A 17,559-nucleotide genomic window follows, 5' to 3' on the forward strand; every position below is an offset into this window, starting at 1 on the left:
GGGTTGAGTCCTCTTCGGGCCAGGCGTATGCTTGCCAACCCGTTGCCCCGGAGGAGTCCGTGGCACCGCAGATTGAACCAGAAGAGCGCCCGTGACACAGGAGGTGTCCGGTCCGACTTCCACGCTTTGGATTCAAGGTTGTTGCCATGCAGCAGGCATCGTCACTGAAGACGCGGCTCGAGTATCGTCTGGCCCAGCAGTTGTTTCATACCCGCTGGCTGCCCCGCTCGCCGCGAACCCAGAGGCTGACCATGCGTCTGTTTCAGCGTTGTGCGGACGCCGGTCATCCGGCGGCTCTATCCCTTTATGGGCACATGCTGTTTCACCGGTCACGGGCTCCCCAAGACAAGGCACGTGGCGCCCGCTACGTGCTTCAGGCCGCTCACGGCGGAGACGCTCGCGCCCAGTATCAGGCCGGGCAAATCCATGAGAATGGGTGCGCCCTGTATCCCGCCCGTCACGACCATGCCGTCACCTGGTACGCCAGAGCCGGCGAGGCCGGTCATGCGCTGGCCGCCGCGCGTCTTGAGCGGGCCTACCGCCATGGAGAGCTGTCGCTGCCCGTTGATCGGGAGCGCGCTGACTACTGGGCATCCTTGGCCCGTCCCGGCCAGGCGCCGGCGACAAGCGACGGTGGAGACGATGTCGCTACCGCTTCGCTGGACAAAGCAGAAGGCCAGCAGCGACACTAGGGTGATCTAGCGCGACCACGGGTTGCGCGCGGGTCCCGGTAAGGCCGATGCGAGCGGCGGTTCAGGCTACCCTGACCGCCGCTGACAGTTTGGGCGTCGGGAAGGGTTTTCGTTGTCGGATAACGTCGAGTCGGCGTTTCGGCCGGCAGTCACTTCGAGGTTCTCAGCCTGTGGCGTTACCGACTCTGCTCGATATCGAGGCGTCTGGTTTCGGGCGCGGTAGTTATCCCATCGAGGTTGGGCTGGCCCGCCCTGATGGCAGTTGCTGTGCCTTTCTCATTCAGCCGCTTGATGAGTGGACCCATTGGGATCCCAAGGCCGAGCTGTTGCATGGCATCTCCCGCGCACGCTTGCAGCGGGAAGGCTACCCCGTGCGGCACGTGGCGCGCTGGCTGAATGATGAGCTGCATCAGGTGGGTATCGCCTATAGCGACAGCTGGGGCTATGACAACACCTGGCTGTCACTCCTCTTTCATCATGCCGGAATGATCCCCGCTTTCCGTCTGGAAGCCTTGAGGCGTTTGCTGGACGAGGCCCAGATGGCCATGTGGAGCGACGTCAAGGAAGCGATGATTGCCGAGCAGGGTATTCAGCGTCACCGAGCCGGTGACGACGCCAAGCTGCTGCAGATGACCTTTGCACGGACCCAGGCGCTCAGTGCGCGACGCTGAGCGCTGGCGTCAGTCAGACAGCTTGTCCACAGTGGCCAGTCAGTGACTGTCTGTGGACAAGTCGTGTTTCAGAGCTCGGCCACCTGGAGCAGCACCTTGCCGGTGTTGGCGTTGGCGTCGACGTGGCGATGGGCGGCCTCGACTTCCTGAATGGGCCATTGGGCATCAATCTGCGGTGTCAGATCCCCGCGCTCTATCCTGGGCCATACGTGGCGTGCCAGCTGATCCAGTATCTTGCCTTTGGCCTGGGGGGATTTGGCGCGCAGGGTGGAGCCGATCAGGCGCTGGCGTTTCATCAGCATTCGCCCTAGATCCAGCTCGGCGTGGCGCCCTCCCATCAGGCCGATGAGCACCAGTCGGCCATCGGCGGCGAGCACGCGCTGGTTGTCTGCCAGATAGCTCGCGCCTACTGGGTCGAGAATCACATTGATCTCGCCAAACGCCTTCACCGCTTCGACAAAACTTCCGTGATGACGATTGACCCCGGACTTGGCACCCAACGCGAGGCAGTGCGCCAGCTTGTCGTCGCTGCCCACGGTGACAAAGCAGGGGTGGTCGAACTCTCGGCATAGCTGAATGGCGGCAGTACCGACGCCGCTGGCGGCCGCGTGGATCAGCACGCGCTCCCCCGGCTCCAGCGCCCCCTCCATGAACAGGTTCAGCCAGGCGGTGGCATAGACCTCCGGCAAGGCAGCGGCCTCGCGCAGGTCCACACCGGCCGGAACGGGCAGGACCTGGCGCTCGTCGACGCACACGCGCTCGGCATAGCCACCGCCGGCCAGCAGGGCACATACGGGCTGTCCACGTCTGAGCTGCTCGACGTCGGGACCGACGGCTGCCACGCGGCCACTGACTTCCAGCCCCAGCACGCTTGAGGCCCCCTCAGGGGGAGGATAGTGCCCGGCGCGTTGCATCAGGTCGGCGCGGTTGACGCCGGCCCAGGCCACCTCGATATGCACCTCTCGACCCTGCGGTGGAGCGAGATCCTGGCTGCGTTGCCACCGTAGCTGGTCGCCGTCTGGTTGAATGGCGTACATGTGACATCCTCCTTGTCGGTGTTCAGTGGTGGCGCAAGGCGCCGAGTCGACGGCTCCGTGGTCAGCCCGGCAGATGGGCCAGCCGTTGCTCCAGTTGGTCCAGTAACTCGTCCGGGGTAGCGGCCGTGACCAGCGTCTGCAAGGTACGGGCATCCAGGAAGCCCTGGGCAACGCCGGCTTCCAGAAAGTCCAGCAGCGGACGGTAGAACTGGCAGCTATCCAGGATGCCGATCGGCTTGGCGTGCAGTCCCAGGTAGTGCCAGGTCCAGGTCTCGAAGAATTCTTCCAGCGTGCCGATGCCACCAGGCAGCATGACGAAGGCGTCGGCACTGGCTGCCATCTGGGCCTTGCGCTCGTGCATGTCGGCGACCCTGATCAGCTCGCTGAGACCCGTGTGGGCCAACTCCCGATCCACCAGATGATGGGGCATGACGCCAACGACCTGGCCACCGGCGTCCAGCGCTGCATTCGCCAGCGCCCCCATCAGGCCGACGCTGGCGCCCCCGTAGACGAGTCCATGTCCGCGCTCGGCCAGGCGACGGCCAAACATGCGTGTGTCGTCGATAAAGCGTGGATCTTCTCCCTGGCGCGAGCCGAGATAGACGCAGATCTGGGCCATTTGAGGCCTCCCTGAGGTAATGATGGGGTCGCGAGGAAGGCCCGAGATGAGGCACGGGCCAGGGGATTACGGCAGCAGGTCGATGATGCCGTAGTGCTCGTCGACCCATTGTCCGATCACATTGTGGCCGCACAGGTGGTGGGCGTACTGCGTGTGCAGGCAGCGAACCTGGTCGTGGTTGGCGATGCCGCCGATTCCTCGCTCGCGCAGCACCCGGTCATAGCCCAGGCGCTCGACCTCGGCGCGCTGGGCGTCGCTCATCAGCGCCCAGCGGGTGTCGATGTAGTCCTGGTGGCTGGCGTGATAGGCCGCGCGAAATTCCTCGTCTTCCTGCAGGCGCGCTTCCAGCGACTTGATCACGCCGGCGGCTTCGATTCTCGACAGCTCGACCTTGAGCAGGTCGGAGCTCAGCCAGAACAGGGTCGGGAAGGGCTTGCCATCGACGATGGGAGCCATGCGCAGGACCAGAGGAGTGCCTTTGCCGTCGGTGGCCGCCAGGGCCTCGATGCCGCGAGGCTCGCGTCCCAGCTGCTCGGCGATGATGGCCATCTGGGCAGCGTCGGGGGTCGTGTCAGGATGGATCACCATCGGGGTTGTCTCTTACAAATTTGGTGGAGCGGCCCACGGCACGGAAGAACGCGCGATTGAGCTGTTCCGGGGTGGGGACATAGGCATGTTCGCGCTCGAGGTACTCGCTGCCTCGTGCGATCAGAACGTCGTAGAGTCGATTGAAGGGCGCATCATAGTCGTAGGGATCAGCACCGAACAAGCGGATGTGCGGGTAGTCCGCGAAGCGCTCGAGAAAGAAGGTCTCGAGGCTGGCCTCAGCCGCGCGGTGGCGCACCTTATCGTCCGGATCGAGCCAGAGGGTATAGCGGATCGCCATGCAGTGCATCCTTGTTGACGTTGCGCCAACCTAGCATTTTTTGCGCCTTAGACCCAGCGTATCAGGACCGCCGCCATCGCCTGGCCGTCGCGCCAGACCCCGTGGCTGCGGGTAGCGCACTAGTGGCAGCGGACTAGCGCACTAGTGGCAACGGACTAGCGCAAGAGCGGAGCCACGGTTGCCCGCGTCAACACCACCAAGTCCTCCGGGGCCAGGCAGATTTCAAGGCCCCTACGTCCTCCGCTGACGTGCATCTGGGGCAGCCTCTGGCAGCTGTCGTCGATGAAGGTAGCCAGGCGCTTCTTCTGCCCAAGGGGACTGATTCCCCCGACGATATAGCCCGTGGCGCGCTCGGCGTCGGCGGGGTCAGCCATGCTGGCCTTGCGGGCGCCCGCCGCGCGGGCCAGCGCCTTGAGGTCGAGCTTGGCAGAGACCGGGACGATGGCCACTACCAGTCGATGGCCGTCCAGATTCGCCAGCAAGGTCTTGAACACACTCTCGGCGTCTAGCCCAAGCTGTTCGGCGGCCTCTTCGCCGTAAGCCGCCGAGCGGGCATCGTGTTCATAGCTCAGTACGCTGAAGTTGACCTTGGCCCTTTCCAGGGCCTTGATGGCGGGGGTCATGGCGATGAAGGTTCCTTGGGGTGGGGCAGGCAGGCCATTATCCGCGAGGCCAGGCGAACGGCCAACCGTACCCTTATCGGATGATCTGGCCTGCCATAGGGGCAACGTGCTCAGGCTTCGGTCATTTCCGCCTCGTGCAGGTGTTCCATCAGCGCCTCACGCAGCGCGCCGGTAATCGGTACCGACGCCTTGGTGTGATGGTCGAAATGCACCAGCACGGTATGGCCGATGTTGGTCATGACCCCTTGCTGGTGCGCTTCCTGGGTCACGGTAAAGGAACTCTTGCCGAGTCGCGACAGATAGGTGCGGATCTCGATGTCGTGACCGTAATGAAGCTCAGCCCGGTAGTCGATCTCCATGCGCGCCATGATCAGCCGCCACTTGGCGGGATCCAGGTCTGGAGTGAACAGCCGGAACAGCTCGTTGCGGGCCAGCTCGAACCAGGCCGGCAGGCGTGTGTTGTTAATGTGGCCGAGGGCATCAGTGTCGTAGAAAGCGGGCTCGATGGTGCGGGTCAGCATGGACATTCTCACGTGCAGGAAGGTGTGCTTCAGGATTGACCCAAGCAAGCGCTAGGTCAAGCCCGCTTCCAGGTCACGACGTGCGCTGCTGGCGCCGACGATGGCGGCGAGCTGCCCACCACTGTTGCAGTCGCATCCAGCCCAGCAGCCACAGCGTGGCGGCGACGAAGCCCAGCAGCGTGCCCTGCCAAAGTCCCATCGTCGCGTAGGTCAGCGATACCACCAGGGCATAGCACAGCAGTGAGCCAAGACCGGCAGGGTAGTGCTTGATGACCGTGGCCACTGGAGCGGTACCCTGGGTCAGGTGCAGAATCACTAGAAAGGGGTACATGGTCACCGGGAAGGCGGCCATGACCCCGGCCCAGGCGCTGGGAACTGCGTGGGCAAGACCGGTGATCAGGAAAATGATGGCGGCAGCGAGCCCAGCCCGGAGTGCCAAGGCAGGCCAGGAAAAGCCACCCTTGGGACTGGCCTTGATGTCCGGGACCCCGCGATAGAGCCAAGTGAAGAGCGCAATGGCGACGAGGGTGATCAGGGTTCCGCTGATGCGATTGAGGTCGAGCTGGGTCAACAGACTGCTGGCGGCCAGCCAGGCAACGAGCCCTCCCGCAGTGCCCGTCAGGACTCCTTTGAGGCCATCCCCACGGGCCGCGAGCAGGTAGCCGCCGCCCAGCGCCAGGGTGGCCGTGAAGCCTGCCAGGGTATGCACGGCGCTATCAGCGGCAAACTGGGGGGAAAGCTCCAGCCCGATAAAGAACAGGGCGATGGCCGTGCCCAGGGGATAGCCGGAGAGCAGTCCAGCGACGCGAGTGCTGACTCTTTCGGCGATGACTGACAGGCCGAGCACGACGCCGATGGAAATGAGCAACTTGGCCAGCTGCCAATGGAAGGGAACGTCCATAAGAAAAATGCGATCCTTAAGCTATCGTTAAAGCATGATGCCGATCCGGGAGGTCGACATGACAGAGCTGTCGCCGCCGCCGCGCCCCGAATGTTGCGAGCTGTGTGAGCGAGCCGCGCCCTTGACCAAGCACCATTTGATCCCGAGGTCACTACACGGCAAGGCGCGCTATCGACGGCGGCACGACCGCGTCGAGCGACTGACGGCCATCCTGTGGGTATGTCATGGTTGCCATCGCCACTTGCATGCGGTGCTCAGCGAGAGGGAGCTGGCGGACCATTATCGCAGTCGAGACGCGCTGCTGGCACACCCTGATATTCGTTCCTTCGTCGAATGGCTGGCGACCAAGCCCGCTGGATTTCGGCCGAAGCGACCGACCCGGCGGCGGCAATGATCTGGTCGCGACGGCGACGCGGCGGGGTTATACCAGGCGCAATCCCTGACGGTCCGTCCAGGCTGCTGTCAGGGCCGGTGCCAGGGATTCCCGGAGGTGCTCCGGCAACGCATCCAGTGCCTGGTCGCGGCTGGTGAATTCACGATTGCGCAGCCAGCAGTAAGCCCATGCGCAGGCCTCGTCTTCATCTCCTGGCGTCGGGCGAGCGGGCATCTGGACCAGCAGGAACAGAGCGGTGCGCACCGCCCAGTGAGGGGGTAGGTCCTCGTCCTGGCGGTCTGCCCACAGAGCAAGCGTCGCGCCGTCGGGAGTTTCGCCCGGCTCGCCGAGTCCCGCCACCCTGGCCGTTTCGGCCAGGATCAATGCCAGTCGATCGGGATCACCGCGACCCAAGGCCAGCCATTGGCCAATCAGCGCCGGCATTCCGCGACACACCTTGGCGAAGAATCCGTGATGCGGCATGGTGCTTGTCATGGAAAATGCGTCCTTCAAATACTTGGCCAGGGTAACCTGGTAATCGAACAGCCATCGTCAGGGAGATGACCATGAACTTCGATTTTGCCACGCCGATTGATCGACGGCAGCCCCGGGATGCCGATCAGTGCCCGCCGTGGCCGTCACAGAAGTGGCATCGCTACGCCGATGACGTGCTGCCGCTGTGGGTGGCCGATATGGATTTTCGTTCACCCCCTGCGGTGATTGATGCCCTGTCAGAGCGCGTCGGTCACGGGGTCTACGGCTACGGCAAGGTGCCAGAAAGCCTCGAGCAGGCGCTGGTCGACTGGAGTCGCGAGCACTACGGCTGGGAAATCTCCCCCCGCTGGCAGCACTGGTTGCCGGGGGTGGTGCCTGCCCTTCATCTGGCGAGCTTGGCATTTACCGAGCCAGGCGATGGGGTGCTGACGATTACCCCGATCTATCCTCCTTTCCTGCAGGTGGCCGAACGAACCGGTCGCCTGGCGCAGCAGGCCGAGATGACGCCGCCGGGGTCACCAGGAGAGTCCTGGACGCTGGACCTGGATGCCATCGAGGAGGCCATCACCGAGCGCACACGACTGCTGTTATGGTGCCATCCCCATAACCCCACCGGGCGCCAGTGGCGACGGGACGAGCTCGAAGGCCTGGCAGCGCTGGTCGAGCGCCATCAACTGATCGTGGTGTCCGACGAGCTGCATTGCGATCTGCTGCTTGAAGACGGGGCGCGACACGAGCCACTGGCGGCCGCACTGCCGCAGCTTGCCGAGCGCACCGTGACGCTGTGGGCACCGTCCAAGACCTTCAATCTGGCGGGACTCACCGCTGCCTGCGCGGTGATACCCGATGGGCGATTGAGGCAGCGTTTTCGTGACCGGGCAAAAGGGCTGATGCCGGACGCCAATGTGTTGGGACTGGTAGCGGCAGAGGCCGCCTATCGTCACGGCGAGCCCTGGCGCCAGGCGCTGCTGGAAGTGCTTCGAGAAAATCGCCAGCAATTGGCCGAGCATGTGGCCGACTGGCCGGGTGTGGTCTGTGCGGCTCCGGAATCTACCTATCTGGCGTGGCTGGACCTGCGGCAGTCGGCGCTGTCGGGCCAGGAGTCACCCGCCAAGGTGCTGCTCGAACGCGCTGGCGTGGCGTTGTCAGACGGGGCCGACTTTGGCTGGCCGGGCTTTGTCAGGCTCAACTTTGGTACCACCGCCGCCCAGCTGGGTGAGGCCTTGGCGCGGATGGATCGTGTGCTCGCTGGCTGACCATGTCGGCAGCCGTGCACCCGCTAGACACCAGCAGGGCCCATCAAGGGCCCTGCTGGTGGTTGCTGGCAGACGCTGCCGGGTGAGGGGGGGCGGTATTCCGCCTTCAGTACAGCAGGGCGAACAGCTTGCGCCGGTAGCTGACGGTCAGCGGATGGTCTGCCCCCAGGGCGTCGAACACCCGTAGCAGGGTCTTGCGAGCCAAGTCATCGCCGTAACTACGATCACGCTTCATGACCGTGAGCAGTCCTTCCAGGCCGTTCTCATAGTCACCGTCGGCGACCTGGCGCAGGGCCCTCTGGTAGTGGGCTTCACTGTCATCGCGCCCTTCCAGAGACGCGAGTGTGGCCGCATCGGGGGCTTCCTCGCTGAACTCGATGCTGGCACGAACGCCTCGGGCCTCGGGGCCGTCGCGATCCTCTGGCGCTAGGGCGTCGAGCAGCTGGCGTGCCTCGTCATTACTGCCCTCTGCGACCAGAACCTTGGCCAGCTGGATACGATAGGCCACATGGTCAGGATATTGCTCGCTCAGCCCCTGGTAGATGCCGCGCGCCGTCGCGGTATCGCCGGACGCCAGGGCCTGCTCTGCCTGTTCCTCGGGACTTGCGGGGGCATCTTCGGGAGCCGGAAAGTAGCGTGCGAGCCACTCACGGATGTCCTTTTCAGGCAGCGCACCCTGGAAGTGGTCGACCAGGCCGCCCTGGCTGATCAACTTGACGTCGGGCACCGAGCGCACGCCCAGCTGGCCTGCGATGTCCTGGTTGTCGTCGATGTTGAGCTTGGCCAACAGAAAGGTGCCGCGATACTCGCGCGTCAGCTTTTCCAGCACCGGCATCAGGTTCTTGCAGGGTTCGCACCAGGGGGCCCAGCAGTCGAGGAGGATCGGCACGCGCATGGACAGTTCCAGCACCTGCTGAATATTGCTGCGATCAACGTCGAAGATCAGTTCGCTGTCGGCCGGCCCCTGGGTAGCGGCCTCTGCTTGGCCAGCGCTGTGCTGGGCGGGTTCGGTGCTCAACGGCTCGCCGGTGCGCGGGTCGACGATTGGCATGGGGACGCAACCTTGTCTGATAAGTGGATAGAGCTAAGAGATGCGGTCGCTGGTCGCCGACTTCAAGGCCTGTCGCAAGGCCGTTGATGAGCGCTATGCGACTAAAGATGGAGGTTAAATGGGACTTAGTCTTCTGCTAAATAGACCCATGTTTCGCGTGGGGCGGCATAACACTCGTAGCCGAGTGAACGTGCGTGTCGAAGGATGGGGCTGCGCCGGCCCGGCGTCCGATCAGCAAGGCGTCGAGATAGCAGTGGCGCACAAGAAAACGGGGCAATCTCAAGAGATTGCCCCGTTTCATGATGTTTGGTAGCGGGGACCGGATTTGAACCGATGACCTTCGGGTTATGAGCCCGACGAGCTACCAGACTGCTCCACCCCGCATCAACGAGGACGAAGTATACGGATTTTTTGGCCCACGTCAACCCTGTGCGAATTCGCGTGAGATGGCTCGTACCGGTTGAGCGCAGTGGTCCATACTGGGGGGGCTGTCATGGAAATGTCAGTGGCGGACGCTAGCCTGAAGATGACCTTCGGCTTGCCCCGAAGCGTGTGACGTCCACGACGTGTTGCGCGTCATTCGTGACAGGGCTGTCGTCAGGTGTCAGGTTGGTGGCAGGTGGGCGCAACGTGGCAGGAGGCCACGCGCGATGCCTTGACACACTGTGATGAGGATCGTCTCCCGCCGATCCGTCCCAACGTGCTTGCTACAACGTGCTTGTTACAACAAGGTCCGTCGGCAAACGGCGGAAGCATAGACAATCAGGGAGGTCGTCAATGACTCAGCAAAAGCCCGTCGCATGGGTCACCGGTGGCACAGGTGGTATTGGAAGTGCCATCTGTCGCGAACTGGCGGATGCCGGTTATCAGGTGCTGGCCGGTTACAACAACCCCGAGAAGGCCAAGTCCTGGTTGGAGGCTCAGAAGTCTGATGGTTACGACAATATCGACGTTGCCGGTATTGACCTGACCGATTTCGAGGCGTGCCAGAACGGTGTAAAGAAGATCGAGGAACAGTATGGTCCGATCGCGGTGCTGGTGAACTGCGCTGGCATCACCAAGGACGGCACCATGAAGAAGATGTCGCCCGATCAGTGGAACCTGGTCATCGACACCAATCTGAATAGCGTCTTCAACACCTGCCGTAGCGTCATCGAGAGCATGCTCGAGCAGAATTACGGCCGCATCATCAACATTTCGTCCATCAATGGGCGCAAGGGGCAGTTTGGACAGGTCAACTACTCCGCCGCCAAGGCGGGTATGCACGGTCTGACCATGGCGCTGGCTCAGGAAACCGCCACCAAGGGGATTACCGTCAACACCGTCTCTCCTGGCTATATCGCCACCGACATGATCATGAAGATTCCGGAGAAGGTGCGTGAGGCGATTCGCGAGACGATCCCGATGAAGCGCTACGGCACGCCGGAAGAGATCGGGCGCCTGGTCAGCTTCCTCGCCAGCAAGGACAACGGCTTTATCACCGGTGCCAACATCGACATCAATGGTGGCCAGTTCATGGGCTGAACCCTCTCGTGTCGGAGCTTGGCAGGCTCCGACGTCATTTGGTCGGTCGGCCATGTCGTCGACGACAACCCGCGAACGCCAATGACAGAGCGGCAACAACAGAAAAGCGAGGCGCAAGCCTCGCTTTTCTGTTGTTGGGCTCTGGAGGGGGGCTGCGACGTCGCCTTGTCTCCCCCGAACTTACCGCAGCGCTATCACGGCGGCGGCAGCTGGCGCAGTCCATCAAGCAGCGCGTCCAACTCCTGAACCTCCTTGTCCCACAGCTGGCGGGATACCGGCCCGGTGGCCAGCAACCCACACAGTACCGACAACAGTTCTTCCTCCCGTGTGGGCATCTGGCCAAGACTGTCGTTGAGACGGTCTACCTGGATGGCCAGGCGCAGGGGTTCGTCATGCTGGCCTATAGGTTGGCCCGCCAACAGTGCCAGGTGCACGCGCAACCGCGCCAGCCGCTCGGCGACGCTGTCCAGAGAGTCCGGGGAGCGGCGTGCGGCATTGCGTTCGGCGTGTGCGGTGGCCAGTTCATTGGGGAGCGTCAGCGTGTCGGGAATCAACACATCCCCGCACTGCTGTCCGGCGAGACAGGCATCGTCGGCTTTCAGGTGCTCCAGAATTAGCGGCTTGAGCTGGTGCCAGCGGCTGACCGTTTCTGCTACCGCGATACGTTCAAGCCGCTCGCGGCGAGCGCGGACGATGCCCGTCCAACGTTTACGCATTCCCTCGCTGCGTCGTCCCGAGGGCAGCGGTTCCAACGCGTTGGCTTCGTCGACGGCCTTATCGAGCCAGTCCGCCTCCTCACTGGTGGTCGGTTGCCAGGCGTCGACGCGATCGATCAGCGCCTGCATGCGATCCAGTCGATCTTTTGCTCGCTGAGCCCGGTCGTCTCGTTCCGCATCGCGCTGGGCAAAGATCTGATCACACAGCTGGCGGAATTCGCGCCACAGGGTCTGCTCTTCACCCTTGGGTGCGCGCCCGAGTTCGCGCCAGCGCTGTTGCAATGCCTTGGCCTGTTCGCCCCGTTGGCGGGCGGCCAGTGACGTCTCCAGCAGCGACCTGGCCTGGTCGATAAGCGCGCGCTTGGATTCGGCAATCTCGTTGGCACGACGATCGATCAGCGCCTGCAGCTGATGACGGATGCGGCCAAACCGCCGGCCGATAGCCTCGGCTTGATCCCGGGGCACCGGGGCAGTGCGTCGCCATTGATCGCGGGCGTGTTCGCGAATGTCCCGCAGGGCATCTGGGTCGGCGTGGTGAGAGGGCTGCGCCAGCAATGCTTCGAGCTGATCGCACAGGGCGATGCGCTCAGCCAGGTTGGCCTCCCTCAACTGCTGCTGCTGTTGGCGCCAGCCAGCCAGGGACTCGCGAATGCGGTCAGAGGCGGCACGAAAGCGCTCTGACTGCTCCTTGTTGGCTGCGGCATCGGCCAGGGCTTTCCATTCCTTGACCAGCTGGCGGTGTCGGCGGTCCCGATCCCGATCGCTCAGGGTGCTGTCCTGCTCCAGAGCCTCGATGGCCTGGCACAGTTGCTCACGTTTGGGGCCTGCGACGAAACCGCGCCAGTCGCGTAGTTCTGCCAGCCTGGCACCCAGGCGCTTGAGCCGGCTTCGTTCCGACTCGGCTGAGGCGGGCAGGGCCTCGGCCAGGTGACGCAGGCGTTGATGCAGTCGGCTGGCCCCCTTGAAGGAGCCCTCATCCAGCAGCGCGTCAAGGCGGTCGAGTTCTTCAGCGAAACGTGCCAGCTGCTCTGCCGACGGCGCCGGGGCGGCCAGGTCGCGCTCCAGCCGCAGGTAGTGACGAGCCCGTGCGAGCCGCGGCTCTGGCGGCAGGTTATCAGGCCAGCGGCAGGCCTCCACGAGCTGTCTGAGGGTGGCTTCGTCGCCGCTCTTGATGGCCTCTTCCATTGCCGGAGAGCGCTCCACCAGGCGCTGATACGCCTGGTTGATGTTGTCAAAGGTCTTCAGGGCGGCGTCGTAGCGCTGGCGCAGCGCGTCGTCGGCCAGGTGAATCTCCGATAGCGCCTGCCAGCGGCTGGCCAGCAGCTGCTTCTGTGCTCGCAGGCTGGCTAGATCCTGCTCGCCCACATGGTCGCCCTGATACAGCGCGGACAAACTCTCTTCCAGCGCCATGACCAGCGCTTCGCGATCGTGGTCGGCCTGCTCGCGGCGCTGTCGATCGGCACGCAGCGCATGCTCCTGGGCTTCGTGATCGTGGATGACCTTGCGACAGCGTAGACAGGCTTCCTGATAGCGCCTTTCCTGCTGGTCCTCGGGCAGATCGGGCAATTTGAGCCACTCGCGCTCCAGATGGCGGAAGCGACCTGCATATAGCGGCTCCCAGGCGGCCCGAGCATGCTGTTCCAGACTCTGCAATAGCTGCTCGCGTCGCTCCTTCGCCTCGGCCACGGCGTCAGCGTCGGCGCGCAGGCGTCCTAGCCGTTCCTTGGCATTGCGGGCGACATGGCGATCACGGCGAGCTGCCTGCACCAGCTGCTTGAGACCCTCTTCGGACGTCACTCGCTCGGCGGCAGCGTGGCGCACGGCGGCGATGCCGTTGTCGCAGGCCTGGCGAATCAAGGCCTGTTCGTCATCGAGTCGAGCCAGGGCACTGAGCCGAAGCTGCTGGTTATCACCCTGGAGGGCAATTTGCTCAAGCAGCTGGGGATCGTCCAGGCCGTCTACCAGGCGCTGGCGCTGGCTGAGTTCGATACCGCCCTGGCGACCGATCAGCAGGCTGATCAGCTGGCGGTCGAGTTCGCGGGAGCCATGACGCGCTCTCAGTGCCAGCAACTGCTGGGGGTCTTCCAGGCGTGCCACGGCTGCCTGCCGAACCTCGGGTTCCGGGTCCTGCACAAGGGTTTCGAGCGCATCGCGCTGGCCATGGGGGTCGAGCCGCTCGGCAGCATCGCGTCTTACCTTGGGATCGGGGTGTCGCCAGCGAGGCGAAAAGAGTCGGCGGAGGAGTCCAGACATGGGGCTTCCTGAAGAAAAATAGACGGTGACGAGACTGCCTCATCATCTTGTTGTAGCGACCGGCTTGTCATGGCAGCCCTGGGTGCCAGGCGTGGAAGACGGTAGAGATCAATCTAAGCATGCGCGCCAGCATCAGAAAAGGTCTCTGCCGAGGCGTGTGGCTGATTGGAGACACTGACAAGGACCCGTTAGAGGCTTATGATCGGTTGCAGGACCGGGTGCTCTGGCATAGCTTGAGAGCAATCCCCGACCAACACCCGACGTGGAGTTCGGCAATGAGCCTCAAAGTGGACAGGGACAGCATGGCGTTTACGTTCAAGGGCGGGATGCTGCCCATGACGGTGATGGAGCTTTCCAGCGCCGATCCCGAGGAAATTCGTGATCAGCTGGCGGGCAAGCTATCGCAGTCGCCTGCTTTCTTTCAGCATACGCCGGTAGTGCTCAGTGTCGAGAAGCTCGACGAGCCGCACCTGGCACTGGAGCGCATCTGCGCCGTGTGTCGCGCGCACAAGCTGCTGCCGGTGGCGGTACGTGGGGGCACTGACCCGGTCAAGCAGTCGGCATGGGCACTAGGCCTTGGCTGGTTTCCTCCCCAGGACGCGGCGCGGGCACGCACGCTGGAAAGCGTGCCCACCCAGGATGACGAGCCCGAGGTGGCGGATAGCGAGGTCGCTGACATCGGGGCCGAGGACGTCACGACGGCGTTGCCCCGTGGCGGACGCGTGTTTCGTGGCACCGTGCGTTCCGGCCAGCAGATCACTGCTCCCGATGGCGACCTGACCGTGATTGGCGCCGTCAACGCCGGTGCCGAAGTGCTGGCGGCGGGCAATGTTCACGTTTATGGCGCGCTGCGGGGACGGGCGCTGGCGGGCATCCATGGGGACCATCAGGCAGGCATCTTCTGCCGTGAACTGCACGCTGAATTATTGTCCGTCGCGGGCAACTACAAGCGTCTTGAGGACATTGATCCTCAGCTGCTGGGGTCATCGGTGCAGGTAGTGCTGAGTGACGACCAGCTAGGGATTACCGCGCTCAAGTAGGCCCACGATGGCATGAACCGTTAATGGCCTGGCCACCCGAGTGGCCACACAGGACCAACAACATTACGACGACAGGATGCGACACTTGGCCAAGATCATCGTTGTGACCTCCGGAAAAGGTGGGGTCGGCAAGACAACCAGTGCGGCAGCCATAGCGACTGGCTTGGCGCTGCGAGGCAACAAGACCGTGGTGATCGACTTCGATGTCGGTCTCCGAAATCTGGACCTGATCATGGGCTGCGAGCGCCGTGTGGTCTATGACCTGGTCAACGTCATTCAGGGCGAGGCAGGACTCAATCAGGCGCTGATCCGCGACAAGCGGGTCGACAACCTGCACATCCTGCCGGCCTCACAGACCCGGGACAAGGACGCTCTGACCCAGGAAGGGGTCGAGAAGGTGCTCGAGACCCTGACCAAGGATTTCGATTACATCCTGTGCGATTCGCCTGCCGGGATCGAGCGCGGTGCTCAGCTGGCCATGTACTTCGCCGATGAGGCGATCGTGGTCACCAACCCGGAAGTCTCGTCGGTACGGGACTCCGATCGTATTCTCGGCCTGCTGTCGTCGAAGACGCGGCGCGCGGAGCAGGGCAAGGACCCGATCAAGGAACACCTGCTGATCACCCGCTACAACCCGGGTCGTGTCGATCAGGGGGACATGCTCAATCTTGATGATATTCGCGAGATCCTTGCCATCGATCTGGTCGGGCTGATTCCCGAGTCCGAGGCCGTGCTGCGGGCGTCTAACCAGGGCGTTCCTGTGACCCATGACGATAGCAGCGATGCTGGCCAGGCCTACATGGACACGGTCAGCCGCTTGATTGGCGAAGACGTGCCGCTGCGCTTCCACGAATACCAGAAGAAGGGGCTGCTGAGCCGTATGTTCGGAGGGGGAGGTCGCCGGTGAAACTACTCGATTTCCTGAAGCGAGAACGCAAGAAGTCCGCGTCTGTCGCCAAGGAGCGGCTGCAAATCATCGTCGCCCACCAGCGTAGCCAACGGGGCCAGCCCGATTTCCTGCCGATGCTGGAAAAAGAGCTGCTGGAAGTCATCCGGCGCTACGTTGAAGTGGATGACGATGCGATCAATATGTCGCTGGACAGCGAAGACAACTGCTCTGTGCTTGAGCTTAACGTGACGCTGCCCCGCAGCTGAGCCTGCGGAGCCCGCCATCGGCGGGCAAGCGGTTGCGGCGAGTCGCTCTGGCGAGCGGCTCGCCGTTTGCGTTTGATGGCGCCGACAACCGCCCCGAGCTTGGGCGACTCTGTGGCGACGCGTGGTGATGGGGGGTTATCTGGCTGAGTCAGGCGCCTGCCTGTGCTAGGCTGGCGGGCTCAAGCAGCCCGCGTGGAGACACTATCGCCATGGCGCAGCCGAAAGCCGCTCCGCTCACTTTTCTGTGGCACGACTACGAGACCTTTGGTGCCGATCCTCGGCGTGATCGCCCCTCGCAGTTCGCTGCTATCCGTACCGACGCCGAGTTCAATGAAATAGGTGAACCGGTGGAGCTGTTCTGCAAGCCTGCCGATGACGCTCTTCCGCATCCGATGGCGTGCCTGATTACCGGAATCACGCCTCAGCAGGCCCGGCGCCAGGGCCTGCCGGAGGGCGAGTTCGCGGGTGCCATTCAAGATGAGATGAGCGTGGCTGGCACCTGCGCGGTGGGCTACAACAGCCTGCGCTTCGATGATGAAGTCAGTCGGCATCTGTTCTACCGCAACCTGCTGGACCCCTATGCCCGAGAGTGGCAGAACGGTAACTCACGCTGGGATCTGATCGATGTCGTAAGGGCGTTTCACGCGTTGAGACCTGAAGGTATCGAATGGCCGACCCGGGAAGATGGCAGTCCCAGCTTTCGCCTCGAGGACCTGACCGCCGCCAATGGTATCGAGCATGTAGGCGCCCATGATGCTCTGGCCGATGTGCGCGCCACCATTGCCCTGGCGAGACTGCTGCGCAACGCCAATGCCAACCTGTTCGACTACCTGCTGTCATTGCGGGCCAAGCGCGAAGTGCGCAAGCGCCTGGATGCGACCCAGCGCAAGCCGATCGTGCATATTTCACGTCGCTACCCGGCCAGCCGCGCCTGCGGGGCTCTGGTGCTGCCTCTGGCTGAACATCCGACCAACCCCAACGGGATCATCGTCTACGATCTGTCGTTGGATCCAGAGGATCTTCTGCGGCTATCACCCCAGGAGATTCGTGCCAGAGTGTTTGTCAGCAACGACGACCTGGCGGAAGGAGAAAGCCGTATCCCGCTGAAGGTGGTGCACATCAACAAGTGTCCGGTGATCTTCCCTCCCAGCGCGCTCAAGGACGTGTCGGGTCCTCAGCAGGGAGAATACGGCGATATCGTGGCACGTATGGGCTTGGACATGGAGGCCTGTCGTGGTCACTATCAACGTCTTTCCCGCGATCCGGATATCGCCGCCAAGGTCCAGGAGGTGTTTGCCGAAGGACCGCCGGAGCCGCCGCGCGATCCTGATCTAATGTTGTATTCCGGTGGTTTTTTCTCACCGGCAGATCGACAGCAGATGGAGCGGGTGAGGGCAGCTGATCCTTGGGATCTGGTCGATGCCCATTTTGCCTTCCAGGATCCACGTCTGGAGGAAATGCTGTTTCGCTACCGTGCGCGCAGCTACCCCGACACCCTGACGGGGGAGGAGCAGGCGCGCTGGGAGAGTTTCCGCTGGGAACGCATGAACGATGCCGCGCTGTCGAGCCTGACTCTGAAGGACTTTGCGCGGGAGATCGAGCGTCTCAATCAGACCTCGCTGAGTGATCGTGAGCGTCAGGTCCTGGAGGAAATGGTGATGTTTGTGGAGTCCATTATGCCGGCACAGGCGTTCGGATAACGGCGACGTCGCAACCGGCGACATCACGCGACCGGTGGAGCTATCT

General features: G+C 63.3%; 19 protein-coding genes and 1 tRNA gene. 9 read left to right on the forward strand and 11 right to left on the reverse strand.

Annotated features, from left to right (window positions below; all coding sequences use genetic code 11):
• The first annotated feature begins 146 nt into the window (after positions 1-146).
• Both KUV72_RS14420 and KUV72_RS14425 read left to right on the forward strand, forming a co-directional pair.
• Positions 147-692 (forward strand): tetratricopeptide repeat protein, encoded by a 546-nt coding sequence (locus KUV72_RS14420; RefSeq protein WP_224852123.1) that lies wholly within the window; start codon positions 147-149, stop codon positions 690-692.
• A gap of 170 nt (positions 693-862) precedes the next feature.
• Positions 863-1,363, forward strand: a complete 501-nt coding sequence (locus tag KUV72_RS14425; RefSeq protein ID WP_206940507.1) for a hypothetical protein — start codon at positions 863-865, stop codon at positions 1,361-1,363.
• A gap of 68 nt (positions 1,364-1,431) precedes the next feature.
• Here the strand turns inward: KUV72_RS14425 and KUV72_RS14430 are convergent, their stop codons facing one another.
• From KUV72_RS14430 to KUV72_RS14460, 7 genes are all read right to left on the reverse strand, one after another.
• Entirely contained in the window at positions 1,432-2,400 is a 969-nt protein-coding gene (locus KUV72_RS14430) for an NAD(P)H-quinone oxidoreductase (RefSeq protein WP_206940505.1), read from the reverse strand.
• 61 nt (positions 2,401-2,461) lie between these two features.
• Positions 2,462-3,019 carry a TIGR00730 family Rossman fold protein gene (locus tag KUV72_RS14435; protein WP_222238882.1) on the reverse strand — a complete coding sequence of 186 codons (558 nt, stop codon included), beginning with the start codon at positions 3,017-3,019 and terminating at the stop codon, positions 2,462-2,464.
• A gap of 66 nt (positions 3,020-3,085) precedes the next feature.
• Positions 3,086-3,607: a DUF501 domain-containing protein gene (locus tag KUV72_RS14440; RefSeq protein ID WP_206940501.1), complete on the reverse strand. Its 522-nt coding sequence runs from the start codon at positions 3,605-3,607 to the stop codon at positions 3,086-3,088.
• Positions 3,591-3,905, reverse strand: coding sequence for a hypothetical protein (locus tag KUV72_RS14445; RefSeq protein WP_222238883.1), 315 nt, complete (start codon positions 3,903-3,905; stop codon positions 3,591-3,593). The genes KUV72_RS14440 and KUV72_RS14445 overlap by 17 nt, the downstream gene beginning before the upstream one ends.
• 155 nt (positions 3,906-4,060) lie before the next feature.
• The gene (gene ybaK, locus KUV72_RS14450; RefSeq protein ID WP_206940497.1) at positions 4,061-4,528 is read right to left on the reverse strand and encodes a Cys-tRNA(Pro) deacylase; all 468 of its coding nucleotides are present in this window, start codon (positions 4,526-4,528) and stop codon (positions 4,061-4,063) included.
• A 110-nt stretch (positions 4,529-4,638) separates the two neighbouring features.
• A complete protein-coding gene (locus KUV72_RS14455) occupies positions 4,639-5,049 on the reverse strand; it encodes an acyl-CoA thioesterase (protein WP_206940486.1) in 411 nt (136 codons plus the stop codon).
• Between the two features lie 73 nt (positions 5,050-5,122).
• Positions 5,123-5,950, reverse strand: a complete 828-nt coding sequence (locus KUV72_RS14460; protein ID WP_222164008.1) for a hypothetical protein — start codon at positions 5,948-5,950, stop codon at positions 5,123-5,125.
• A gap of 58 nt (positions 5,951-6,008) precedes the next feature.
• On the opposite strand from KUV72_RS14460, the gene KUV72_RS14465 reads away from it, so the two are divergent.
• Positions 6,009-6,344, forward strand: coding sequence for a hypothetical protein (locus tag KUV72_RS14465; RefSeq protein WP_206940481.1), 336 nt, complete (start codon positions 6,009-6,011; stop codon positions 6,342-6,344).
• A gap of 27 nt (positions 6,345-6,371) precedes the next feature.
• Here the strand turns inward: KUV72_RS14465 and KUV72_RS14470 are convergent, their stop codons facing one another.
• Complete coding sequence (locus KUV72_RS14470; protein ID WP_206940852.1) at positions 6,372-6,806, reverse strand: hypothetical protein; 435 nt, start codon at positions 6,804-6,806, stop codon at positions 6,372-6,374.
• Positions 6,807-6,889: 83 nt separating this feature from the next.
• Here KUV72_RS14470 and KUV72_RS14475 point away from each other — a divergent pair, with 83 nt between their 5' ends.
• Positions 6,890-8,074: a MalY/PatB family protein gene (locus tag KUV72_RS14475; RefSeq protein WP_222238884.1), complete on the forward strand. Its 1,185-nt coding sequence runs from the start codon at positions 6,890-6,892 to the stop codon at positions 8,072-8,074.
• 106 nt (positions 8,075-8,180) lie between these two features.
• Here KUV72_RS14475 and KUV72_RS14480 read toward each other — a convergent pair whose 3' ends face one another.
• Together KUV72_RS14480 and KUV72_RS14485 are read right to left on the reverse strand one after the other, a co-directional pair.
• The gene (locus tag KUV72_RS14480; RefSeq protein ID WP_222238885.1) at positions 8,181-9,125 is read right to left on the reverse strand and encodes a thioredoxin family protein; all 945 of its coding nucleotides are present in this window, start codon (positions 9,123-9,125) and stop codon (positions 8,181-8,183) included.
• A 307-nt stretch (positions 9,126-9,432) separates the two neighbouring features.
• Positions 9,433-9,509: transfer RNA gene (locus KUV72_RS14485), tRNA-Met, on the reverse strand.
• A gap of 393 nt (positions 9,510-9,902) precedes the next feature.
• Here KUV72_RS14485 and phbB point away from each other — a divergent pair.
• Complete coding sequence (phbB, locus tag KUV72_RS14490; protein ID WP_206940469.1) at positions 9,903-10,649, forward strand: acetoacetyl-CoA reductase; 747 nt, start codon at positions 9,903-9,905, stop codon at positions 10,647-10,649.
• A gap of 194 nt (positions 10,650-10,843) precedes the next feature.
• Here phbB and KUV72_RS14495 read toward each other — a convergent pair whose 3' ends face one another.
• Positions 10,844-13,618, reverse strand: a complete 2,775-nt coding sequence (locus tag KUV72_RS14495) for a DUF349 domain-containing protein (RefSeq protein ID WP_222238886.1) — start codon at positions 13,616-13,618, stop codon at positions 10,844-10,846.
• 275 nt (positions 13,619-13,893) lie between these two features.
• Here KUV72_RS14495 and minC point away from each other — a divergent pair, with 275 nt between their 5' ends.
• From minC to sbcB, 4 genes are all read left to right on the forward strand, one after another.
• Positions 13,894-14,658 carry a septum site-determining protein MinC gene (minC, locus tag KUV72_RS14500; RefSeq protein WP_222238887.1) on the forward strand — a complete coding sequence of 255 codons (765 nt, stop codon included), beginning with the start codon at positions 13,894-13,896 and terminating at the stop codon, positions 14,656-14,658.
• Between the two features lie 85 nt (positions 14,659-14,743).
• Positions 14,744-15,565, forward strand: a complete 822-nt coding sequence (minD, locus tag KUV72_RS14505) for a septum site-determining protein MinD (protein ID WP_206940463.1) — start codon at positions 14,744-14,746, stop codon at positions 15,563-15,565.
• Positions 15,562-15,813: a cell division topological specificity factor MinE gene (gene minE / locus KUV72_RS14510; RefSeq protein ID WP_206940461.1), complete on the forward strand. Its 252-nt coding sequence runs from the start codon at positions 15,562-15,564 to the stop codon at positions 15,811-15,813. The genes minD and minE overlap by 4 nt, the downstream gene beginning before the upstream one ends.
• Positions 15,814-16,022: 209 nt before the next feature.
• Positions 16,023-17,513 carry an exodeoxyribonuclease I gene (gene sbcB / locus KUV72_RS14515; RefSeq protein WP_222238888.1) on the forward strand — a complete coding sequence of 497 codons (1,491 nt, stop codon included), beginning with the start codon at positions 16,023-16,025 and terminating at the stop codon, positions 17,511-17,513.
• Positions 17,514-17,559: the final 46 nt, after the last annotated feature.

Origin of the sequence: Halomonas sp. DP4Y7-1, assembly GCF_019800705.1 — a bacterium.
Taxonomy (GTDB): Bacteria; Pseudomonadota; Gammaproteobacteria; order Pseudomonadales; family Halomonadaceae; genus Halomonas; species Halomonas litopenaei_A.